The sequence below is a fragment of the Pseudomonas fluorescens genome, from assembly GCF_900215245.1.
Classification (GTDB): domain Bacteria; phylum Pseudomonadota; class Gammaproteobacteria; order Pseudomonadales; family Pseudomonadaceae; genus Aquipseudomonas; species Aquipseudomonas fluorescens.
Map to the genome: position 1 here is coordinate 2,229,333 of NZ_LT907842.1, position 19,326 is coordinate 2,248,658.

The window sequence follows — 19,326 nt, forward strand, 5'->3', positions numbered from 1 at the left end:
GGGTCAACATGGCGTGAGGTACTCGTCAAAGAATCGTGAAGACCCGACCTGATCCGCTGTTTTTCTCGGTTAATCGATTCTTCTCAATTCTTAGCCTGCTATCATTTGTAACTATTGTTTGCGAGCCTGCTCTAGCCCATTGGCTCCTAGTTGCTCGGCAAACCTTCACGCTGCTCCCAGAAGCGGCTGATCAATCCGTGACCACATGATGAGGTGCACCCATGTCTGATCAAGATCAAGACAACCCCCGGCGTGACTTTTTGCGCAAATCCTTGACCTTGATCCCGGTGGTCACGGTTGCCAGCACCGGCCTTGGCGGCTCGATGTTGATGGCCACGCCGGAGCCGGCCCAGGCCGCTCCGGCCAAGCCGCCCGCCAGCGACAAAGCCTATGAACCGAGCTACTTCACCGCCGAAGAATGGGCGTTCATCAACGCGGCCGTCGCCCGCCTGATTCCCGCTGACGCCCAAGGCCCTGGCGCCCTGGAAGCCGGCGCGCCGGAATACATCGACCGCCAGATGAACACGCCGTATGCCGCCGGCGCCCTGTGGTTCATGCAAGGCCCGTTCAACGCCGATGCGGCGCCGGAGATGGGCTGGCAGAGCAAACTGGTGCCCAAGGACATCTATCGCCTGGGCATTGCCGCGACGGATGCATGGTCGAAGGCGTTCAATGGCAAAGCTTTTGCTGCGCAAGACAGCGCTACCCAGGACGACATGCTACGGCGCATGGAGGCTGGCGGCAGTGAAATGACGGCGCATTTCGAAGCCGTGCCCGCGAAAATGTTTTTCAACCTGCTGCTGCAAAACACCAAGGAAGGGTTCTTCTGCGACCCGGTCCACGGCGGCAATAAAGGCATGGTCGGCTGGACAATGATCGGCTTCCCCGGCGCGCGCGCCGATTTCATGGACTGGGTTGAACGCAACGAGCAATACCCCTTCCCGGCTGTTTCCATTCGCGGCGAGAGGGCATAAACGTGGCGACCATCATGAAGAAAGTGGACGCGGTGATCGTGGGCTTCGGCTGGACCGGCGCGATCATGGCCAAGGAATTGACCGAGGCAGGCCTCAATGTGGTTGCGCTGGAGCGCGGCCCGATGCAGGACACCTATCCGGACGGCAACTATCCGCAGGTCATCGACGAACTGACCTACAGCGTGCGTAAAAAACTCTTCCAGGACATCTCCAAGGAGACGGTGACCATTCGCCATAGCGTGAATGACGTCGCCTTGCCCAACCGCCAGTTGGGCGCGTTCCTGCCCGGCAATGGCGTGGGCGGCGCGGGTTTGCACTGGTCGGGCGTGCATTTTCGCGTCGACCCTATCGAACTGCGCATGCGTAGCCACTATGAAGAGCGCTACGGCAAAAATTTCATTCCCAAAGACATGACCATCCAGGACTTCGGCGTGAGCTACGAAGAATTGGAGCCGTTTTTCGACTACGCGGAAAAAGTCTTCGGCACCTCCGGTCAGGCCTGGACCGTAAAAGGTCAGGTGGTGGGCGAAGGGCGTGGCGGCAACCCATACGCACCGGATCGTTCCAACCCGTTCCCGCTGGAGTCGCAGAAAAACACCGTGTCCGCACAGCTGTTTCAGAAGGCGGCTGCCGAGGTCGGTTACAAACCCTACAACCTGCCGTCGGCCAATACCTCGGGGCCGTACACCAACCCCTACGGCGCGCAGATGGGCCCGTGCAACTTCTGCGGGTTCTGCAGCGGTTACGTGTGCTACATGTATTCCAAGGCCTCGCCAAACGTAAACATCCTGCCAGCACTGCGCCAGGTGCCGAACTTTGAGCTGCGGCCCAATTCCCACGTACTCAAGGTCAACCTCGACAGCACCAAGAGCAAGGCCACCGGCGTGACCTATATCGACGGCCAGGGTCGGGAATGCGAGCAACCGGCGGATCTGGTGATCATCGGCTCCTTCCAGTTCAACAACGTACGTCTGATGTTGCTCTCGGGTATCGGCAAACCCTACGACCCGATTACCAATGAGGGTGTGGTAGGCAGGAACTTCGCCTACCAGAACATGGGCACCATCAAGGCCTTCTTCGACAAGGACACCCACACCAACAACTTCATCGGTGCGGGCGGCAATGGCGTGGCCATTGATGACTTCAACGCGGATAACTTCGACCACGGGCCGCACGGCTTTGTGGGAGGCTCGCCGATGTGGGTCAACCAGGCCGGCAGCCGGCCGATTGCCGGTACGTCCAACCCGCCGGGCACCCCGGCGTGGGGCAGTGCCTGGAAACGTGCCACCGCCGATTACTACACCCACCAGGTGTCGATGGACTCCCACGGCGCGCATCAATCCTACCGGGCCAACTACCTGGACCTGGACCCGGTGTACCGCGATGCCTACGGTTTGCCATTGCTGCGGATGACGTTCGACTGGCAGGAAAACGACATCAAGATGAACCGTTTCATGATGGAAAAAATGGGCAAGGTTGCTGAAGCGATGAACCCCAAGGCCATTGCCGTGCTGGGCAAAAAGGTCGGCGAGCATTTCAACACGGCGTCCTACCAGACCACTCACCTCAACGGTGGCGCGATCATGGGCACCGACCCGAAAACCAGCGCGCTGAACCGCTACCTGCAGAGTTGGGATGTGCACAACGTATTTGTCCCGGGCGCATCCGCTTTCCCACAAGGCTTGGGTTACAACCCTACCGGCCTGGTGGCAGCGTTGACCTACTGGTCGGCGCGGGCGATCCGCGAGCAGTACCTCAAGAATCCCGGCCCACTGGTTCAGGCATAAGGAGCGATGACCATGAAAGCACTCGTTATCGCCTCCCTGGCGTTGCTCAGCAGCTGCTCGGTAAGCGCCGCCGAAACCGACTTGATCAAGCAGGGCGAATACCTGGCTCGCGCGGGTGACTGTGTGGCCTGCCACACTGCCAAGGGCGGCAAGCCGTTCGCTGGCGGCCTGCCGATGGAAACGCCCATCGGCGTGATCTATTCCACCAACATCACCCCGGACAAGACGGGCCTGGGCGACTACAGCTTCGAAGACTTCGACAAGGCCGTGCGCCATGGTGTCGTCAAGAACGGTAGTACGCTTTACCCGGCGATGCCGTATCCGTCCTACGCACGCGTCAGCGACAGCGATATGCAGGCGTTGTATGCGTATTTCATGAAAGGGGTTGAGCCGGTCGCCCAAGCGAACAAGGACAGTGACATTCCGTGGCCCTTGAGCATGCGCTGGCCGTTGGCGGCCTGGCGCTGGATGTTTGCCCCGACGGTGGAGGAGCATCCGGCACAGGTCGCCGCCGACCCGGTGATCAGCCGTGGCGCCTACCTGGTTGAAGGCCTCGGCCACTGTGGCGCCTGCCATACGCCGCGCGCGCTGACCATGCAGGAAAAAGCCCTGAGTGCCGCGGACGGCGCTGCCTTCCTGTCCGGCAGCGCGCCGTTGGAAGGCTGGATCGCGAAAAGCCTGCGTGGCGACCACAAGGACGGCCTCGGCAGTTGGAGCGAGGAGCAACTGGTGCAGTTCCTCAAGACCGGTCGCAGTGACCGCAGCGCGGTGTTTGGCGGCATGAGTGATGTTGTCGTGCACAGCATGCAGTACATGTCGCAGGACGACCTGACCGCTATCGCCCGTTACCTCAAAAGCCTGCCGGCGGTCGATCCCAAGGATCAGCCGCATCAGTACGATAAACAGGTGGCCGACGCGCTGTGGAAAGGCGATGACAGCAAACCGGGCGCGTCGGTGTATATCGACAACTGCGCCGCCTGCCACCGTACGGACGGCCACGGTTATACGCGGGTGTTCCCGGCACTGGCGGGTAACCCGGTGTTGCAGACGGCGGATGCCACGTCGTTGATCAACATTGTGTTGAACGGTGGAACCTTGCCGGCAACTCATACGGCGCCGTCGACATTCACCATGCCGGCTTTTGCCTGGCGGTTGTCGGACCAGGAAGTGGCGGATGTCGTCAGTTTCGTTCGCGGCAGCTGGGGTAACAAAGGCGCGCCCGTGACAGCCAGTGACGTGGCCGACCTGCGCAAGAGTGACATGCGCACCACCTCAGGCGATGACCTGGGGCAGGTAACGCAAAAGCACTGATCCTGGCCTGACCGCCAAACGGCACTGGTCAGAACCCTCGCGCCTCGATACTGTATATAAAAACAGTATCGAGGCGTTTTCATGTCTACTCTGTTGCCGCCCCGTGGCCGGGGCACGGCCACCAACCTGAACAACCGTTTTGCGCCGACTGCCAGCGTGGTCGAGGACGACGGCTGGTTTCAGGAAGTGCCGCCGACCCAGGGCACCGAAGTGCGGATTGAGACGGCCAAGAGCATCATCACCCGCAACAATTCGCCGGACTTGCCCTTCGATCGCTCGATCAACCCTTATCGCGGCTGTGAGCATGGTTGCATCTACTGCTATGCGCGGCCCAGCCATGCCTATTGGGACCTGTCGCCGGGGCTGGATTTCGAAACCAAACTGATCGCCAAAACCAATGCCGCCGACGTGCTCGAACAACAGCTGTCGAAGCCGGGCTATGTGTGCGCGCCGATCAATCTGGGCTCCAATACCGACCCGTACCAGCCTATCGAGCGCGAATACAAAATCACCCGGCAAACCCTCGAAGTGCTGCTGCGTTATCGGCACCCGGTGACGATCATCACCAAGGGTTCGCTGATCCTGCGCGATCTCGATGTGCTCACTGAACTGGCGCGCCAACGCCTGGTGGCGGTGATGATCAGCCTCACCAGCCTGGACGACGAGCTCAAGCGCATCCTGGAACCGCGCACGGCGGCGCCCAAGGCGCGATTGCGGGCGATTCGAGTGATGCGTGAGGCCGGTATCCCGGTGGGGGTGCTGTGCTCGCCGATGATTCCGATGATCAACGACAGTGAACTGGAAAGCCTGCTGACCGAAGCTCACGCGGCCGGGGCGCAGAGCGCCGCGTATATGATGCTGCGCTTGCCATTGGAAGTGGCGCCGTTATTCGAGGAGTGGCTGGCGGCGCATTACCCGCAGCGGGCGGCCCATGTGATGAGCCTGGTGCGCCAGGTGCGTGGGGGTGAGGTGTACGACAGCCGCTTTGGTGTGCGCATGCGCGGCGAGGGGCCGTTTGCTGATTTGTTGGCGCAGCGCTTCAGCAAGGCGATCAAGCGGCTGGGGCTCAATCGCCGGGAGGGGTTTAACCTGGATTGTTCGGCGTTTTGCCCGCCTGGCAGGCAAATGGCATTGTTGTAGACTGACGAGGAAGAACGCGTCGTTTCTGTAGGAATAGTCGCGTTTTGACATCAATGAAACCCACGATCTAGAGCGGTTCATTCAGTTTGAGTTAAGTTTCGACGGTTACCTTGTTCAGCGAGTGACTGATGAGTCGGCGCCTCGGTTTGTGTGGTTTTCCAACTATTTCACAGCCTGGGCGTCGAATAGACCTGAACACTCACCCTGCATTAATCAAGAGGATGAATCATGAGTGACAAGGATAAACAGCCGTTGGCTGCGTCGGCTTCAGCCCCTCAGGTGGCGGAAACCGCCGATGCAGCGCTAAAGCACATCGTTGACGGCTTTTTGCATTTCCATCACGACGTCTTCCCTCAGCAGGAAGAACTCTTCAAGAAACTCGCCACGGCCCAGAGCCCGCGCGCAATGTTCATTACCTGCGCCGACTCACGCATCGTGCCCGAGCTGATTACCCAAAGCTCGCCCGGCGACCTGTTCGTGACCCGTAACGTAGGTAACGTGGTGCCGCCCTACGGCCAGATGAACGGTGGTGTTTCCACCGCCATCGAGTACGCGGTATTGGCCCTGGGCGTGCAGCACATCATTGTGTGCGGGCATTCCGATTGCGGCGCCATGCGCGCAGTGCTCAACCCCCAGAGCCTGGAAAAGATGCCGACGGTAAGGGCCTGGTTGCGCCACGCCGAGGTCGCCAAGTCCATGGTCGAGGACAACTGCGACTGCGCCAATGAAGGCGAAAGCATGAAGGTGCTGACCGAAGAAAACGTCATCGCCCAGTTGCAACATTTGCGCACCCACCCTTCCGTGGCTTCGCGCATGGCCAATGGTCAGTTGTTTATCCATGGTTGGATCTACAACATCGAGACCAGCGAAATTCGCGCATACGACGCAGACCAGGCGGCGTTCCGACCGCTGGGCGGCGACGGGCCAATCCCTTGCGCGACGCCTAAAGCGCGCTTCTAAAACACTTCCCTGCCGGGTAAAGCGGTGGCTGCCATGGATGCAGCCAGGCTTTACCGCGCCCGGCGAATGCCTCGGGAGAGTCATCATGCGTGCTGCTCAATTGAAAGCTGTTTTGCCACGGGAGCTGCTGGCCTCCGTGGTGGTGTTTCTGGTCGCCCTGCCCTTGTGCATGGGCATCGCGATTGCTTCCGGTATGCCCCCGGCCAAAGGGCTGATCACCGGGATTATCGGTGGCCTGGTAGTGGGCTGGTTGGCGGGTTCGCCGCTGCAGGTCAGCGGCCCGGCAGCGGGCCTGGCGGTGTTGGTGTTCGAGTTGGTGCGCCAGCACGGCATGATGATGCTCGGACCGATCCTGCTGCTGGCGGGTTTCCTGCAATTGGTGGCGGGGCGCCTGCGCCTGGGCTGCTGGTTCCGGGTCACGGCCCCGGCCGTGGTGTACGGCATGCTGGCGGGGATCGGCGTGCTGATTGTGCTGTCCCAAGTGCATGTGATGCTCGATGGCGCCCCCAAACCTTCAGGGCTGGATAACCTGGCAGGCTTCCCCGCCGCAGTGGCTGAAGCCATTCCGACCCTCGGCGGTGGCCTTGGCTGGCAGGCCGGTTTACTGGGGCTGTCGACGATGCTGGTGATGTACCTGTGGGACAAATTCCGTCCCCACGCACTGCGGTTTGTGCCGGGTGCCTTGTTGGGCGTGGGCCTGGCGACCGTCACCAGCCTGGTGCTGGCGTTGCAGGTCAAGCGCGTGGAAGTCCCGGAAAACCTCGCTGACGCGATCGACTGGTTGCGCCCCAGTGACCTCCTCAACCTGGCTGATCCACAGCTGTTGATCGCCGCGTTCGCCGTGGCGTTTATTGCCAGCGCGGAAACCCTGCTGTCTGCCGCTGCAGTCGACCGTATGCACAGCGGTCAGCGTTCTGATTTCGACAAGGAATTGTCTGCTCAAGGTGTGGGCAACATGCTCTGCGGCTTGGTGGGCGCCCTGCCGATGACCGGCGTGATCGTGCGCAGCTCGGCCAACGTGCAGGCCGGCGCTACCACGCGGTTGTCGGCGATGTTCCATGGCCTGTGGCTGCTGGGGTTCGTGCTGTTGCTGTCGAGCGTGCTGCAAAGCATTCCGGTGGCGAGCCTGGCGGGTGTGCTGGTGTACACCGGGATCAAGCTGGTGGACGTGAAGGCGTTCCGGGCGTTGGGCCGCTATGGGCGGATGCCGATGTTCACCTATGCCGCGACGGCGCTGGCGATCATCTTTACCGACCTGCTCACCGGTGTGCTGGTGGGCTTCGGGCTGACATTGCTGAAGCTGGCCTTCAAGGCTTCGCGACTGAAAGTCAGCCTGATCGACCTGCCCCAGGACCGTGAGATGGAGTTGCGCTTGACCGGTGCGGCGACCTTTTTGAAAGTCCCGGCGCTGACTCAGGTGCTGTCGACGGTGCCTGCGGGGACCACCTTGCACGTGCCGCTGAGTAACCTGAGTTACATCGACCATTCGTGCCTGGAGTTGCTTGAGGAATGGGGCCGGGCGAATGCGGCCAAGGGCTCGACGCTGGTGATCGAGGCGCGCGGGTTGAAGCGCCGGTTGGAAGGCCGGGTGCGCACGACGGTGGGAATCGGTTCGGCACCTGCCTGAACCCCACAAAACACTGTGGGAGCCGGGCAAGCCCGCTCCCACATTGGATCGTTATCAGGTCGGCAGTTTAAGCCGGCTGATCCAGCGCCAACTCAACGCCCAACTGCCGCGAAAGGCACGGCCAGCGCTTCCACGCGGCTTCCGTTTCCGGGCTTTTCAGCTGGTCGCGATACGCCTCGACCGACTCCAGCGCAAAGCTTTCTTCGTTGAGCATTTCATCCACCGCCAAATGCACCGCTTCATCCAGCTGATTGGCAAACTGCTCGCCGATCAGTTGGTGGGCGATCAAATTGGCCACGGTGGTATCCGCCGGAATCAGCGGTTGGCCGAAATGCTTGATATACAGGTCGTTGACCTCTTCCACCAAACGATGGGCCAGGTAGGCCTCGTCCAGCAGACCGTCGAGGCCTTCATGGCCGGCCAGAATCGCCGGCGGTTGCAGGAAGAAATGCTCGGCGATCTTCAGTACCGGCTTGATCTGGCTTTCGATCCCGGCTTCGCGGGCCACGTCGTTGGCAGCTTCCAGCAAGTCCGGGACGAGCTCGATGTAGGCGGTGACAAAACGGGTCATGACAATGTTGCGATCACCGTCAGCCAGGGAGATGGCCGAATGCAGGTGCGGCAATTGTTTTTCCAGTTGCTGGGCAAGCTGGCCAGTGCTGGCTTCGTGTTGATGGGCACGGGAAATCTGCTCGCGCAATGCGGCGGTGTTCATGAAAGCTCCAGTGAAGCAGGCGTAGGAAAAGGGAGAAGATAAGGTAGCTCGTTTATACGAGCACCTAAGACGCATTTGTCATAATTATTTCATGGTTATGCGCAGGCGTTATATTGAATTGCCATCGCTCGTCGGATAAACGTTTCCGCCCCCGATTTTATTAGCCCCGCCCGTCTGTTTTTGCTCATTTGCCCCTACACATTGCGGGGTTGGTGCGGCTGTCTATACTCGGTTTTGTACGCAATTAGCTGATGACGCCCAACTGCATGAAGCAGGCAAGGCTTGGCGGTTGTAAGCAGTATGGAAGCCGCTCCCTTCGCCGCAGGTGCAAACCGGCGGGATAACAAGAAACATAAAGGGGAACCCGCAATGACGCGACATCCACATGTTTGGATGGGCCTACTGTTGTGGTCAGTATTCGGCCAGGCGCAAGCCGCCTGGACAACGAATATGGCGCCAGGGGCTACTGAAGTCAGTCACGCCGTGTTTGACCTGCACATGACCATTTTCTGGATTTGTGTGGTGATCGGCATTGTCGTGTTTGGCGCGATGTTCTGGTCGATGATCCTGCACCGCCGGTCCACGGGCCAGGTGGCGGCCAAGTTCCACGAGAGCACGACCGTGGAAATCCTCTGGACCGTGGTGCCCCTGCTGATTCTGGTGGCGATGGCCATTCCGGCGACCAAGACCCTGATCAATATCTACGACAGCACTGAGTCGGATATCGATATCCAGGTCACCGGCTACCAGTGGAAGTGGCATTACAAGTACCTGGGTCAGGACGTGGAGTTCTTCAGCAACCTGGCCACGCCCGCCGAGCAAATCCATAACCAGGCCACCAAGGGCGAGCACTATTTGCTCGAAGTCGACCAGCCACTGGTGCTGCCGGTGGGCGCCAAGGTGCGTTTCCTGGTGACGGCCGCGGATGTGATCCACTCCTGGTGGGTGCCGGCCTTTGCAGTCAAACGCGACGCCATCCCCGGTTTCGTCAACGAGGCCTGGACCCGGGTCGAGAAGCCTGGCATCTACCGTGGCCAGTGCGCTGAGCTGTGCGGTAAGGACCATGGGTTCATGCCCATCGTGGTCGAGGTCAAATCCAAGGCCGACTACGACACCTGGCTCGGCGAGCGCAAGGCAGACGCCGCCAAGCTCAAGGAATTGACTTCCAAAGAGTGGACGCTCGAAGAGCTGGTGGCCCGTGGCGACAAGGTCTACCACACCACCTGCGTGGCCTGTCACCAGGCCGAGGGCCAGGGCCTGCCGCCGATGTTCCCGGCACTCAAAGGCTCGCCAATTGCCACCGGCGCCAAAGAAGACCACCTGCACCGCGTGTACTTCGGCAAGCCCGGCACCGCCATGGCGGCATTCGGCAAACAGCTGTCGGAAGTCGATATCGCCGCGGTGGTCACCTACGAGCGCAACGCCTGGGGCAACAACAAAGGCGACATGGTCACGCCCAAAGACGTGCTGGCTCTGAAACAGGCGGAAAGCAAATGACGGCCTCAACTGCGTATGCCCTGAACCGCACAGCCCATTCCTTTGCAGGAGAACGGCCATGAGCACTGTGATCGACCATGGTCATGCCGACCATGCCCACGGCCCCGCCAAAGGCCTGATGCGCTGGGTGCTGACCACCAACCACAAAGACATCGGCACCCTGTATCTGTGGTTCGCCTTCACCATGTTCCTGCTCGGTGGCTCGTTCGCCATGGTGATCCGCGCCGAACTGTTCCAGCCCGGCCTGCAAATCGTGCAACCGGCGTTCTTCAACCAGATGACCACCATGCACGGCCTGATCATGGTGTTCGGTGCGGTCATGCCGGCCTTCGTCGGCCTGGCCAACTGGATGATCCCACTGATGATCGGCGCGCCGGACATGGCCCTGCCGCGCATGAACAACTTCAGCTTCTGGCTGCTGCCGGCGGCGTTCCTGCTGCTGGTCTCGACCCTGTTCACGCCGGGCGGCGGGCCGAATTTCGGCTGGACCTTCTATGCCCCGCTTTCCACCACCTACGCGCCGGAAAGCGTGACGTTCTTCATCTTTGCCATTCACCTGATGGGCATCAGTTCGATCATGGGCGCGATCAACGTGGTCGCTACCATCCTCAACCTGCGCGCACCCGGCATGACCCTGATGAAAATGCCGCTGTTCGTCTGGACCTGGCTGATCACCGCGTTCCTGCTGATTGCAGTGATGCCGGTACTGGCCGGGTGCGTGACCATGATGCTGATGGACATTCACTTCGGCACCAGCTTCTTCAGTGCGGCCGGCGGCGGTGACCCGGTGCTGTTCCAGCACGTATTCTGGTTTTTCGGACACCCCGAGGTGTACATAATGATCCTGCCGGCCTTCGGCGCCGTCAGCTCGATCATCCCGACCTTCTCGCGCAAGCCGCTGTTCGGCTACACCTCAATGGTCTACGCGACCGCGAGCATCGCGTTCCTGTCGTTCATCGTCTGGGCACACCACATGTTTGTGGTCGGCATTCCGCTGGTGGGCGAGTTGTTCTTCATGTACGCCACGCTGCTGATCGCGGTGCCGACCGGTGTGAAGGTATTCAACTGGGTCAGCACAATGTGGCAAGGCTCGCTGACCTTCGAGACGCCGATGCTGTTTGCCGTGGCCTTCGTGATTCTGTTCACCATCGGCGGCTTCTCCGGGCTGATGCTGGCGATCGCCCCGGCGGACTTCCAGTACCACGACACCTACTTTGTGGTGGCGCACTTCCATTACGTACTGGTGCCCGGCGCGATCTTCGGCATCTTCGCCTCGGCCTACTACTGGCTGCCGAAATGGACCGGCCACATGTACGACGAAACCCTCGGCAAGCTGCACTTCTGGCTGTCTTTCGTGGGCATGAACATGGCGTTCTTCCCGATGCACTTCGTGGGGTTGGCCGGCATGCCGCGTCGGGTGCCGGACTACAACCTGCAGTTCGCCGACTTCAACATGGTCTCCTCGATTGGCGCGTTCATGTTCGGCGCTACACAGATCTTTTTCCTGTTCATCGTGATCAAGTGCATCCGTGGCGGCCCGCCGGCGCCGGCCAAGCCGTGGGATGGCGCCGAAGGCCTGGAATGGAGCGTTCCTTCGCCCGCGCCGTATCACACGTTTACGACGCCGCCGGAGGTCAAGTGAACGCTTTGTCGCGCGGTGAACACCGTCAGTGTGGGAGCGGGCTTGCTCGCCAAAGCGGTGTGTCAGTCGCCGCAAAAGTTGTCTGGCCTACCGCCTTCGCGAGCAAGCCCGCTCCCACATTGACCGCATTCGCCCTGGGTGAGCGCCATGCTTGAATCCGTGCCCATCAAACGCCTGGTCACCCGCCTGCTGATCCTGGTGGTGGCGATGTTCGCCTTCGGCTTCGCCCTGGTGCCGATCTACGACGTGATGTGCAAGGCGTTCGGCATCAATGGCAAGACCGCCGGGCAGTACGAAGGTGAGCAGGTGGTCGACCCCACGCGCCAAGTGCGCGTGCAGTTTATGTCCACCAATGCCATCGACATGGTCTGGGAATTCCACTCCAAGGCCGATGAGGTGGTGGTCAACCCCGGTGCGGTCACCGAGATGCTGTTCGTGGCCTACAACCCCACTGATAAACCCATGACCGCCCAGGCCGTACCGAGTATTTCCCCGGCCGAAGCGGCGATGTATTTCCACAAGACCGAATGTTTTTGCTTCACCCAGCAAGTGCTGCAGCCAGGTCAGCGCATTGAAATGCCGGTGCGCTTTATCGTCGATCGCGCCATGCCCAAGGATGTGAAGCATTTGACCCTGGCATACACGCTGTTTGACATCACTGCGCGCCAACCGCCGGTGGCCGTCCATACCGGCGGCTAGCTACTGTTTGCCCCCTCAATCAGGAGAGCGAATACATGTCGTCTCATGATACGTACTACGTACCAGCGCAAAGCAAATGGCCCATAATTGCCACGTTTGGCATGTTGATCACCGTGTACGGCCTGGGCGTGTGGTTCAACGACCTCAAGGCGGCGCGCCCGGAATCCCACGGTCCGTGGATCTTTTTTGTCGGCGGCCTGTTGCTGGCCTACATGCTGTTCGGTTGGTTCGGTGCGGTGATCAAGGAAAGCCGCGCGGGTTTGTACAGCCCGCAGATGGACCGCTCGTTTCGCTGGGGCATGACCTGGTTCATCTTTTCCGAGGTGATGTTCTTTATCGCGTTCTTCGGCGCGCTGTTTTATGTGCGGCATATGTCCGCGCCGTGGCTGGCGGGTGAGGGCTCCAAGGGCGTCGCGCACATGCTGTGGCCGAACTTCGAATTTGCCTGGCCGTTGCTCAACAACCCTGACCCGAAAATGTACCCGCCGCCCGAAGGCACCATCAGCCCGTGGGGCTTGCCGCTGGTCAATACGATCTTGCTGGTCAGCTCCAGCGTGACCATCACCCTTGCTCACCATGCCTTGCGCAAGGGCCATCGCGGCGCGCTGAAAATCTGGTTGGCGCTGACGGTGCTGCTGGGTTGGGCCTTTTTGGGCTTTCAGGCCGAGGAGTACATGCACGCTTACAAAGAGCTCGGCCTGACCCTCGGCTCGGGCGTGTACGGCGCGACCTTCTTCATGCTCACCGGCTTTCACGGCGCCCACGTGACCATCGGCACCATCATTTTGTTTGTGATGCTGATGCGCATCCTCAAGGGGCACTTCAACGCCGAGCACCAGTTCGGTTTCGAGGCGGCCAGTTGGTACTGGCACTTTGTGGATGTGGTGTGGATCGGCCTGTTTTTCTTCGTTTATGTGCTGTGAGGCGCCTTACCACGGTGCATGAGAAACCAGCTGGCCGCTGAAAAAGCCCCAGGCGATTAACCCCACGGTGATCGCGGCCAGTACGACACGCACGGTCAAGGCAGTGACGAGGCGGTTGGAGTTGCCCTCGTCCTTGACCAGAAAGAACAAGCCACTGAACAGGCTCACGACAGTCGCGATCAGCATCAGGGCAATGGCTGCTTTGAGCATGGTCAGGTTCCATTCGGATGGGCGGGCAATGAAAACAAGTATAGCCAGCGCCATAAAAGACTTTCGCCCAGGGTTCGCACCCACGCTGGTGGTGCTGGTGCTACTGCCGTTGATGGTGGGCCTGGGGTTCTGGCAACTGGCTCGCGGGCATGAAAAACAGTTGCTGGTGGACAGCTATGCCGAACGGCGCGTGGCTGAGCCGATCAGCAGCGTGCAGCTGCAGGGCATGGCGGACCCGGCCTTCCGCCGTGTGCGTCTGCGCGGCCAGTTCGATGCCGAGCACAGCGTGCTGCTCGACAACCGCATGCGCGAAGGCAAGCCGGGTGTTGAACTGTTGCAGCCCTTTCACGACCAGGCCAGCGGCGAATGGCTGTTGCTCAATCGCGGCTGGCTGCCCTGGCCGGACCGGCGCACACCGCCCGTGTTCACCACGCCTGAACAGCCATTGAATCTGGATGCCTGGGTGTACGTCGCGCCCGGCGAAACCTTCCAGCTGCACGCCGACCCAGCCACCACGCAATGGCCGCGCTTGCTGACTGCGCTGCATCCCGCCGCGCTCTGGGCTGAGTTGGGTCGCAGCGGTTTTGCCTTTGAGTTGCGCGCCGAACCCGGCCCCGGAACCTACGACACCACCTGGCCGGTCGTCGCCATGGGCCCGGAAAAACACTTGGGCTACGCCGTGCAGTGGTTCGCCATGTCGTTGGCGCTGCTGGCGCTTTACCTCTACCTCGGATGGCACAACAAAAAGGAGAAACCCCATGGGAGCGGCCATGAATCCACCCAGCACGTCTGAGGCGCCCGACCGACGCAAAGGCCGCTGGCAGCTGATCCTGATCCTGATGATGGTGATCGGCCCGATGGCGCTGGCCACCTTCATGTACAAGTTGCAGTTCTGGGTGCCCGACAGCCGCAGCTACCACGGCGAGATGATCGGCAACGGCCAGACCCGCGCCGACATTGGCGTACAGGCCGACGAGGATCGTTGGCAACTGTTGGTCACCGCACCCACCGCCTGCGCTGCCGAGTGCCAGCAACTAGTGTACCTGGCGCGCCAGCTGCAAATCAGCCTGGGCCGCGATGCCTCCCGCGCCAGCCATGCGCTGGCCAGCGCACAGCCGGTGAGCACCGAGTATGACGCCAAGCTCAACGCCGAGTACCCGCAACTGCAACGCTATCCGTTGGACCTGTCGACCTTCACCAAGGACGCCGCCGTGCCCGGTGATGCGCAACTGTGGATCGTCGACCCCCACGGCAACCTGGTGCTGCGCTACGACGCCAAGGTCAAGGGTAAGGACCTGCTCAACGACCTGCGCCTGCTGCTGAAACTGTCGAACATCGGATAAGGGCATCGTCATGGCCAAACCTGGATTTCGCCTCGCGTTGTTTGCCACGTTATTGGCGCTGATCGTCGTGCTGCTCGGCGCCTACACCCGGCTGACCCATGCCGGCCTCGGTTGCCCGGACTGGCCGGGCTGCTACGGCTTTATCAGCGTGCCGCAAAGCGCAGCCCAACTGGCCCATGCCGAGCTGCATTTTCCCGACACGCCAGTGGAGGCCGACAAAGGGTGGGCCGAGATGACGCATCGGTATTTTGCCGGCACCTTGGGCGTGTTGATCGTGCTGCTGGCGGCGCGCTCGTGGAGCCATCGGCGTGACCCTGGCCAGCCGGTGAAGCTGCCGCTGTTCCTGTTGGCGGTGGTGTTCGCCCAGGCGGCGTTTGGCATGTGGACGGTGACGTTGAAACTGTGGCCGCAAGTGGTGACCGGCCATCTGCTCGGTGGGTTTGCCACCTTGAGCCTGCTGTTTTTGCTGACGTTGCGTCTGTCCGGCGTGCTGCCGGCGTTGATCGTGCCCAAGCGCCTGCAATATTGGGCGACCGCCGGTTTGGTGCTGGTGATCGGGCAAATTGCGCTGGGCGGCTGGGTCAGTTCCAACTACGCGGCGGTGGCCTGTATCGACCTGCCCACCTGCCATGGCGAGTGGTGGCCGGCAGCCGACTTTGCCAACGGTTTTCACCTCACCCAGCACATCGGCCCCAATTACCTCGGTGGCCAGCTTGATAGCGAGGCGCGCACGGCCATCCACCTCACCCATCGAGCGGGTGCGATGCTGGTCACGCTGGTGCTGTTGGGCCTGGCCTGGCAGTTACGCGCAGTCGGCATGACCCGGCTTGCGGGCCTGTTGCTGATCGCCCTGGCGGCGCAAATCGGCTTGGGCCTGAGCAACGTGTACTTCCATCTGCCGCTGCCGGTTGCGGTCGGCCATAACGCCGGTGGCGCGGCGTTGTTGCTGACGCTGGTGCTGGTCAATTATCACGCGCGCACCAGCCTGGTCCGGGTGCGTAATCAGCTGCCGTTCGGCTGGCGTTTTATCCCACGCAAACACGTATCGGGCCTTATCACCCTTAAAGGAGAGATGCCATGGCGACCTTGATCGGCGCACGTCGCGATCAGGCGATCTGGCGCGATTACCTGGAGCTGACCAAGCCGAAAGTCGTGGTGCTGATGCTCATCACGTCCTTGGTGGGCATGTTCCTCGCGACCCGCGCCGGGGTGCCGTGGACGGTGCTGGTGTTCGGCAACCTGGGCATCGCCCTGTGTGCCGGTGGCGCGGCGGCGGTCAACCATGTGGTGGACCGGCGGATCGATGCGGTGATGGCGCGCACGCATAAACGGCCGATGGCAGAAGGGCGGGTATCGCCGATTGCGGCATTGGCCTTTGCATTGTTTCTAGCCGTTGCGGGGTTGGCCTTGTTACTGGCGTTCACCAACCCTCTGGCGGCCTGGCTCACGCTGGCCTCGCTGCTCGGCTATGCGGTGATCTACACCGGCTTTCTCAAGCGTGCGACCCCGCAAAACATTGTCATCGGTGGCCTCGCGGGCGCCGCGCCGCCGCTGCTGGGGTGGGTTGCTGTCACCGGGCATGTCAGCGCCGAGCCGCTGCTGCTGGTGTTGATCATCTTCGCCTGGACCCCGCCGCACTTCTGGGCCCTGGCCATTCACCGCAAAGAGGAATACGCCAAGGCCGACATTCCGATGCTGCCGGTTACCCACGGCGAGCACTACACCAAGGTGCATATCCTGCTTTACACCTTCGCCCTACTGGCGGTGAGCTTCATGCCCTATGTGATCCACATGAGCGGCCTGCTGTACCTGGCGTGTGCGCTGGTCTTGGGCGGGCGCTTTCTGCAATGGGCCTGGGTGCTGTACCGTGGCAGCAAGCCGCACGCGGCGATCAACACGTTCAAGTACTCTATCTGGTACTTGCTGCTGCTGTTTATCGCGCTGCTCGTCGACCACTACCTATTGTTGAACCTATGACTCGAACTCAAAAAACCGTCTTCATCCTGGTGGCCATCGTCGCGTTGATCATGGGCCTGACCGTCAACAAAGTGCTCAGCGGCAAAGGCCAGGGCGACCCTACCGCGCTGATCGACGCCGGTATCATCCTGCTGCCGCAAAGCCGCCAGTTGCCGCCGGTGACCATGACCAACCAGGACGGCCAACCGGTGGTGGTCAACGCGTTGAAAGGCAAGTGGAGCCTGCTGTTCTTCGGCTACACCTTCTGCCCGGACATCTGCCCGACCACGCTCGCCCAACTGCGCCAGATCAAGAGCGAGCTGCCTAAAGAGGCGGTGGATAAGTTGCAGGTGATCCTGGTCAGCGTTGACCCGAACCGCGACACGCCGACTCAGCTCAAGCAATACCTGGGCTACTTCGACCCGCAATTCGAAGGCCTGACCGGCGCGAATGTGGAGGATGTGCAGAAGGTGTCGAATGCGGTGAGCATTCCGTTTATTCCAGCGGACACCAGCAAGCCCAACTACACCGTCGACCACAGCGGCAACCTGGCGCTGATCGGCCCGGATGGTACGCAGCGCGGGTTTATCCGTGCGCCGTTGAACAACCAGAAGTTGGTGGCACAGTTGCCGGGGTTGTTGCAGCGTAAATAAGCTGATCGCCGACCCAGCCAACAACACAAATCACCTGTGGGAGCTGGCTTGCCTGCGATAGCGATGGGCCTGCTTGCATCCCACTTGCTGACCCACCGCCATCGCAGGCAAGCCAGCTCCCACAGTGGTGTTGTGCAAGGGTTGAACGCAAGTGTGTTGCACTGATCTTTCTGGCAACACAAAACAAATGTGGGAGCGGGCTTGCTCGCGAAGACGGTGGTTCAGTCGACAGATTCGGTGACTGACACTCCGCTTTCGCGAGCAAGCCCGCTCCCACATTGGGTTTTGAGCAAGGGTTGAATAGTGAGTCGTCGGACATTTCCTGCACGTTGTGGCGCTGTGCGTGAACTTGTTGGGTGCGGTTGGGGTGGCTAGTCTTTGTGCTGTCGCTGCAAATTCAGTGACAGGGTGTGGAAGCCCTTATATCGTTAGGCGCACAAAGCGCCACCATGTGTCAGGCGCTTTTTCTTGTCTGTGTTTTATGGTGGCTGTGCGCGGGGCGCTTTCGAGTGCGCCGGGTGCCTAACGTCCCGGTCTTCCACACCTGCGTACAGCCGCCACCCATTACGTGGAAGTAGTGCTTGGCGGTCCCTTGATACGTTAGGAGCCAGACTATGCAAACACTTACCCCCGACCCACCCGTCACCCCCGAAGTCTTCACCCGCCACCATCACCAACTGCACGCCGTGCTGATCGACAGCCAACCCTGGTTCAGCGCCGCTGACATCGGCCACTTGATGGGCCTGCACCTCAATCCGGCGTTACTGCGCAAACTCGACCCCGATCAACAGCACACCGTGCCCCTGATCACCCACCGCCAGTGCGCGCCGACGTTGATGGTCAGTGAGTCTGGCGTCTACGCGCTGCTTATCTACCACTACTACCCGGAGAATCGGTGCCTGCGCCAATGGCTGACCCATGAGGTGGTGCCAGCCCTGCGCTGATAGCAAAAGCCACACGAAACAAATGTGGGAGCGGGCTTGCTCGCGAATGCGCAGTGTCAGTCGACTAATAAGTGACTGAACCACCGCCTTCGCGAGCAAGCCCGCTCCCACATTTTTTGATCTTCGGTGTTGTGAAGATCGGGTTTGATCAGAACGCCGGCAGGATCGCGCCTTTGTACTTCTCCTGGATGAATTTCTTCACTTCCGGGGTGTGCAGGGCTGCAACCAGCTTCTTCACCGCGTCCGAATCCTTGTTGTCGTCGCGCGTCACCAGGATGTTCACGTAAGGCGAGTCGTTGCCTTCGATCACCAGGGCATCCTTGGAAGGGTCCAGCTTGGCTTCCAGAGCGTAGTTGGTGTTGATCAGTGCCAGGTCGACCTGGGTCAGCACGCGCGGCAGGGTGGCGGCTTCCAGTTCGCGGAATTTCAGGCTTTTAGGGTTGCCGGTGATGTCCTTGATGGTCGACAGGATGTTGGTCGGGTCCTTCAGGGTGATCAGGTTGTGCTTGGCCAGCAGCAACAGGGCGCGGCCGCCGTTGGTGGCGTCGTTTGGAATCACCACGTTGGCGCCGTCAGGCAGATCTTCAAGTTTTTTGTATTTGCTGGAGTAGGCGCCCAGCGGCTCCAGGTGCACAGCGCCGACGCTCACCAGGTGAGTGCCCTTGGCTTTATTGAACTCGTCCAGGTACGGCTGGTGCTGGAAGAAGTTGGCGTCCAGGCGCTTTTCGGCGACCTGTACGTTCGGCTGCACGTAGTCGGTGAAGACTTTAACCTGCAGATCTACGCCCTCTTTGGCGAGTGCAGGCTTCACGAACTCCAGGATTTCGGCGTGGGGCACCGGCGACGCGGCAACCTTGAGGGTCTCGGCGGCGTGAGCGGAAAACGCGGCAACGGCGGCGAAAGCAACCAGTAGTTTTTTCATCCAACAAGCTCCTTGTTCGGGCA

The 19,326-nt window shown here is 60.8% G+C and carries 19 protein-coding genes; 16 read left to right on the top strand and 3 right to left on the bottom strand.

From position 1 onward, the window contains the following. Nucleotides 1-221: 221 nt before the first annotated feature. The 6 genes from CPH89_RS10455 to CPH89_RS10480 all read left to right on the top strand — a co-directional run bounded on the left by CPH89_RS10455 (nt 222) and on the right by CPH89_RS10480 (nt 7,799). Nucleotides 222-974, top strand: a complete 753-nt coding sequence (locus CPH89_RS10455) for a gluconate 2-dehydrogenase subunit 3 family protein (RefSeq protein ID WP_053253647.1) — start codon at nt 222-224, stop codon at nt 972-974. A 2-nt stretch (nt 975-976) separates the two neighbouring features. Continuing rightward, on the top strand, nt 977-2,761 hold the full coding sequence (locus CPH89_RS10460) for a GMC family oxidoreductase (RefSeq protein ID WP_053253648.1): 1,785 nt from the start codon (nt 977-979) through the stop codon (nt 2,759-2,761). A gap of 12 nt (nt 2,762-2,773) precedes the next feature. Further along, complete coding sequence (locus tag CPH89_RS10465; RefSeq protein ID WP_053253649.1) at nt 2,774-4,072, top strand: cytochrome c; 1,299 nt, start codon at nt 2,774-2,776, stop codon at nt 4,070-4,072. A gap of 81 nt (nt 4,073-4,153) precedes the next feature. Beyond that, a complete protein-coding gene (locus CPH89_RS10470) occupies nt 4,154-5,212 on the top strand; it encodes a PA0069 family radical SAM protein (protein ID WP_053253650.1) in 1,059 nt (352 codons plus the stop codon). Between the two features lie 228 nt (nt 5,213-5,440). After that, nucleotides 5,441-6,172: a carbonic anhydrase gene (locus tag CPH89_RS10475; protein WP_053253651.1), complete on the top strand. Its 732-nt coding sequence runs from the start codon at nt 5,441-5,443 to the stop codon at nt 6,170-6,172. Between the two features lie 85 nt (nt 6,173-6,257). After that, nucleotides 6,258-7,799 (top strand): SulP family inorganic anion transporter, encoded by a 1,542-nt coding sequence (locus CPH89_RS10480; protein WP_053253652.1) that lies wholly within the window; start codon nt 6,258-6,260, stop codon nt 7,797-7,799. A 67-nt stretch (nt 7,800-7,866) separates the two neighbouring features. On the opposite strand, the gene CPH89_RS10485 is transcribed toward CPH89_RS10480, so the two are convergent. Next, nucleotides 7,867-8,514, bottom strand: coding sequence for a hypothetical protein (locus CPH89_RS10485; protein WP_053253653.1), 648 nt, complete (start codon nt 8,512-8,514; stop codon nt 7,867-7,869). Nucleotides 8,515-8,883: 369 nt separating this feature from the next. Here CPH89_RS10485 and coxB point away from each other — a divergent pair, with 369 nt between their 5' ends. From coxB to CPH89_RS10505, 4 genes are all read left to right on the top strand, one after another. Then, the gene (gene coxB / locus CPH89_RS10490; RefSeq protein WP_053253654.1) at nt 8,884-10,011 is read left to right on the top strand and encodes a cytochrome c oxidase subunit II; all 1,128 of its coding nucleotides are present in this window, start codon (nt 8,884-8,886) and stop codon (nt 10,009-10,011) included. Nucleotides 10,012-10,069: 58 nt separating this feature from the next. Then, nucleotides 10,070-11,653 (top strand): cytochrome c oxidase subunit I, encoded by a 1,584-nt coding sequence (gene ctaD / locus CPH89_RS10495; RefSeq protein WP_053253655.1) that lies wholly within the window; start codon nt 10,070-10,072, stop codon nt 11,651-11,653. Between the two features lie 147 nt (nt 11,654-11,800). Continuing rightward, on the top strand, nt 11,801-12,352 hold the full coding sequence (locus tag CPH89_RS10500) for a cytochrome c oxidase assembly protein (RefSeq protein WP_026013768.1): 552 nt from the start codon (nt 11,801-11,803) through the stop codon (nt 12,350-12,352). A 35-nt stretch (nt 12,353-12,387) separates the two neighbouring features. After that, nucleotides 12,388-13,275 carry a cytochrome c oxidase subunit 3 gene (locus CPH89_RS10505; protein WP_053253656.1) on the top strand — a complete coding sequence of 296 codons (888 nt, stop codon included), beginning with the start codon at nt 12,388-12,390 and terminating at the stop codon, nt 13,273-13,275. 6 nt (nt 13,276-13,281) lie between these two features. Here CPH89_RS10505 and CPH89_RS10510 read toward each other — a convergent pair whose 3' ends face one another. Beyond that, the gene (locus CPH89_RS10510) at nt 13,282-13,485 is read right to left on the bottom strand and encodes a twin transmembrane helix small protein (RefSeq protein WP_016969525.1); all 204 of its coding nucleotides are present in this window, start codon (nt 13,483-13,485) and stop codon (nt 13,282-13,284) included. Nucleotides 13,486-13,513: 28 nt separating this feature from the next. Between CPH89_RS10510 and CPH89_RS10515 the strand changes: the two genes are divergently transcribed. The 6 genes from CPH89_RS10515 to CPH89_RS10540 all read left to right on the top strand — a co-directional run bounded on the left by CPH89_RS10515 (nt 13,514) and on the right by CPH89_RS10540 (nt 18,381). Beyond that, entirely contained in the window at nt 13,514-14,278 is a 765-nt protein-coding gene (locus CPH89_RS10515; protein WP_053253657.1) for an SURF1 family protein, read from the top strand. Then, the gene (locus CPH89_RS10520; RefSeq protein ID WP_053253706.1) at nt 14,244-14,828 is read left to right on the top strand and encodes a PA_0111/PP_0108 family redox-active disulfide protein; all 585 of its coding nucleotides are present in this window, start codon (nt 14,244-14,246) and stop codon (nt 14,826-14,828) included. Before CPH89_RS10515 ends, CPH89_RS10520 begins: the two co-directional genes overlap by 35 nt. A gap of 10 nt (nt 14,829-14,838) precedes the next feature. Beyond that, nucleotides 14,839-15,918 (top strand): COX15/CtaA family protein, encoded by a 1,080-nt coding sequence (locus CPH89_RS10525; protein WP_053253658.1) that lies wholly within the window; start codon nt 14,839-14,841, stop codon nt 15,916-15,918. Next, complete coding sequence (gene cyoE / locus CPH89_RS10530) at nt 15,906-16,805, top strand: heme o synthase (RefSeq protein ID WP_053253659.1); 900 nt, start codon at nt 15,906-15,908, stop codon at nt 16,803-16,805. The genes CPH89_RS10525 and cyoE overlap by 13 nt, the downstream gene beginning before the upstream one ends. Next, on the top strand, nt 16,802-17,437 hold the full coding sequence (locus CPH89_RS10535) for an SCO family protein (protein WP_053253660.1): 636 nt from the start codon (nt 16,802-16,804) through the stop codon (nt 17,435-17,437). The genes cyoE and CPH89_RS10535 overlap by 4 nt, the downstream gene beginning before the upstream one ends. Before the next feature lie 614 nt (nt 17,438-18,051). Beyond that, the gene (locus CPH89_RS10540) at nt 18,052-18,381 is read left to right on the top strand and encodes a BRO-N domain-containing protein (RefSeq protein ID WP_053253661.1); all 330 of its coding nucleotides are present in this window, start codon (nt 18,052-18,054) and stop codon (nt 18,379-18,381) included. A gap of 148 nt (nt 18,382-18,529) precedes the next feature. On the opposite strand, the gene CPH89_RS10545 is transcribed toward CPH89_RS10540, so the two are convergent. Then, nucleotides 18,530-19,303: a MetQ/NlpA family ABC transporter substrate-binding protein gene (locus CPH89_RS10545; protein WP_053253662.1), complete on the bottom strand. Its 774-nt coding sequence runs from the start codon at nt 19,301-19,303 to the stop codon at nt 18,530-18,532. Nucleotides 19,304-19,326: the final 23 nt, after the last annotated feature.

Bases quoted from the DNA above. Each gene is read 5' to 3' on its own strand.
- CPH89_RS10455 (WP_053253647.1), top strand. From the start codon at position 222: ATGTCTGATCAAGATCAAGACAACCCCCGGCGTGACTTTTTGCGCAAA.
- CPH89_RS10465 (WP_053253649.1), top strand. From the start codon at position 2,774: ATGAAAGCACTCGTTATCGCCTCCCTGGCGTTGCTCAGCAGCTGCTCG.
- CPH89_RS10470 (WP_053253650.1), top strand. From the start codon at position 4,154: ATGTCTACTCTGTTGCCGCCCCGTGGCCGGGGCACGGCCACCAACCTG.
- CPH89_RS10475 (WP_053253651.1), top strand. From the start codon at position 5,441: ATGAGTGACAAGGATAAACAGCCGTTGGCTGCGTCGGCTTCAGCCCCT.
- CPH89_RS10480 (WP_053253652.1), top strand. From the start codon at position 6,258: ATGCGTGCTGCTCAATTGAAAGCTGTTTTGCCACGGGAGCTGCTGGCC.
- CPH89_RS10485 (WP_053253653.1), bottom strand. From the start codon at position 8,514: ATGAACACCGCCGCATTGCGCGAGCAGATTTCCCGTGCCCATCAACAC.
- coxB (WP_053253654.1), top strand. From the start codon at position 8,884: ATGACGCGACATCCACATGTTTGGATGGGCCTACTGTTGTGGTCAGTA.
- ctaD (WP_053253655.1), top strand. From the start codon at position 10,070: ATGAGCACTGTGATCGACCATGGTCATGCCGACCATGCCCACGGCCCC.
- CPH89_RS10500 (WP_026013768.1), top strand. From the start codon at position 11,801: ATGCTTGAATCCGTGCCCATCAAACGCCTGGTCACCCGCCTGCTGATC.
- CPH89_RS10505 (WP_053253656.1), top strand. From the start codon at position 12,388: ATGTCGTCTCATGATACGTACTACGTACCAGCGCAAAGCAAATGGCCC.
- CPH89_RS10510 (WP_016969525.1), bottom strand. From the start codon at position 13,485: ATGCTCAAAGCAGCCATTGCCCTGATGCTGATCGCGACTGTCGTGAGC.
- CPH89_RS10515 (WP_053253657.1), top strand. From the start codon at position 13,514: ATGAAAACAAGTATAGCCAGCGCCATAAAAGACTTTCGCCCAGGGTTC.
- CPH89_RS10520 (WP_053253706.1), top strand. From the start codon at position 14,244: ATGGGAGCGGCCATGAATCCACCCAGCACGTCTGAGGCGCCCGACCGA.
- CPH89_RS10525 (WP_053253658.1), top strand. From the start codon at position 14,839: ATGGCCAAACCTGGATTTCGCCTCGCGTTGTTTGCCACGTTATTGGCG.
- cyoE (WP_053253659.1), top strand. From the start codon at position 15,906: ATGGCGACCTTGATCGGCGCACGTCGCGATCAGGCGATCTGGCGCGAT.
- CPH89_RS10535 (WP_053253660.1), top strand. From the start codon at position 16,802: ATGACTCGAACTCAAAAAACCGTCTTCATCCTGGTGGCCATCGTCGCG.
- CPH89_RS10540 (WP_053253661.1), top strand. From the start codon at position 18,052: ATGCAAACACTTACCCCCGACCCACCCGTCACCCCCGAAGTCTTCACC.
- CPH89_RS10545 (WP_053253662.1), bottom strand. From the start codon at position 19,303: ATGAAAAAACTACTGGTTGCTTTCGCCGCCGTTGCCGCGTTTTCCGCT.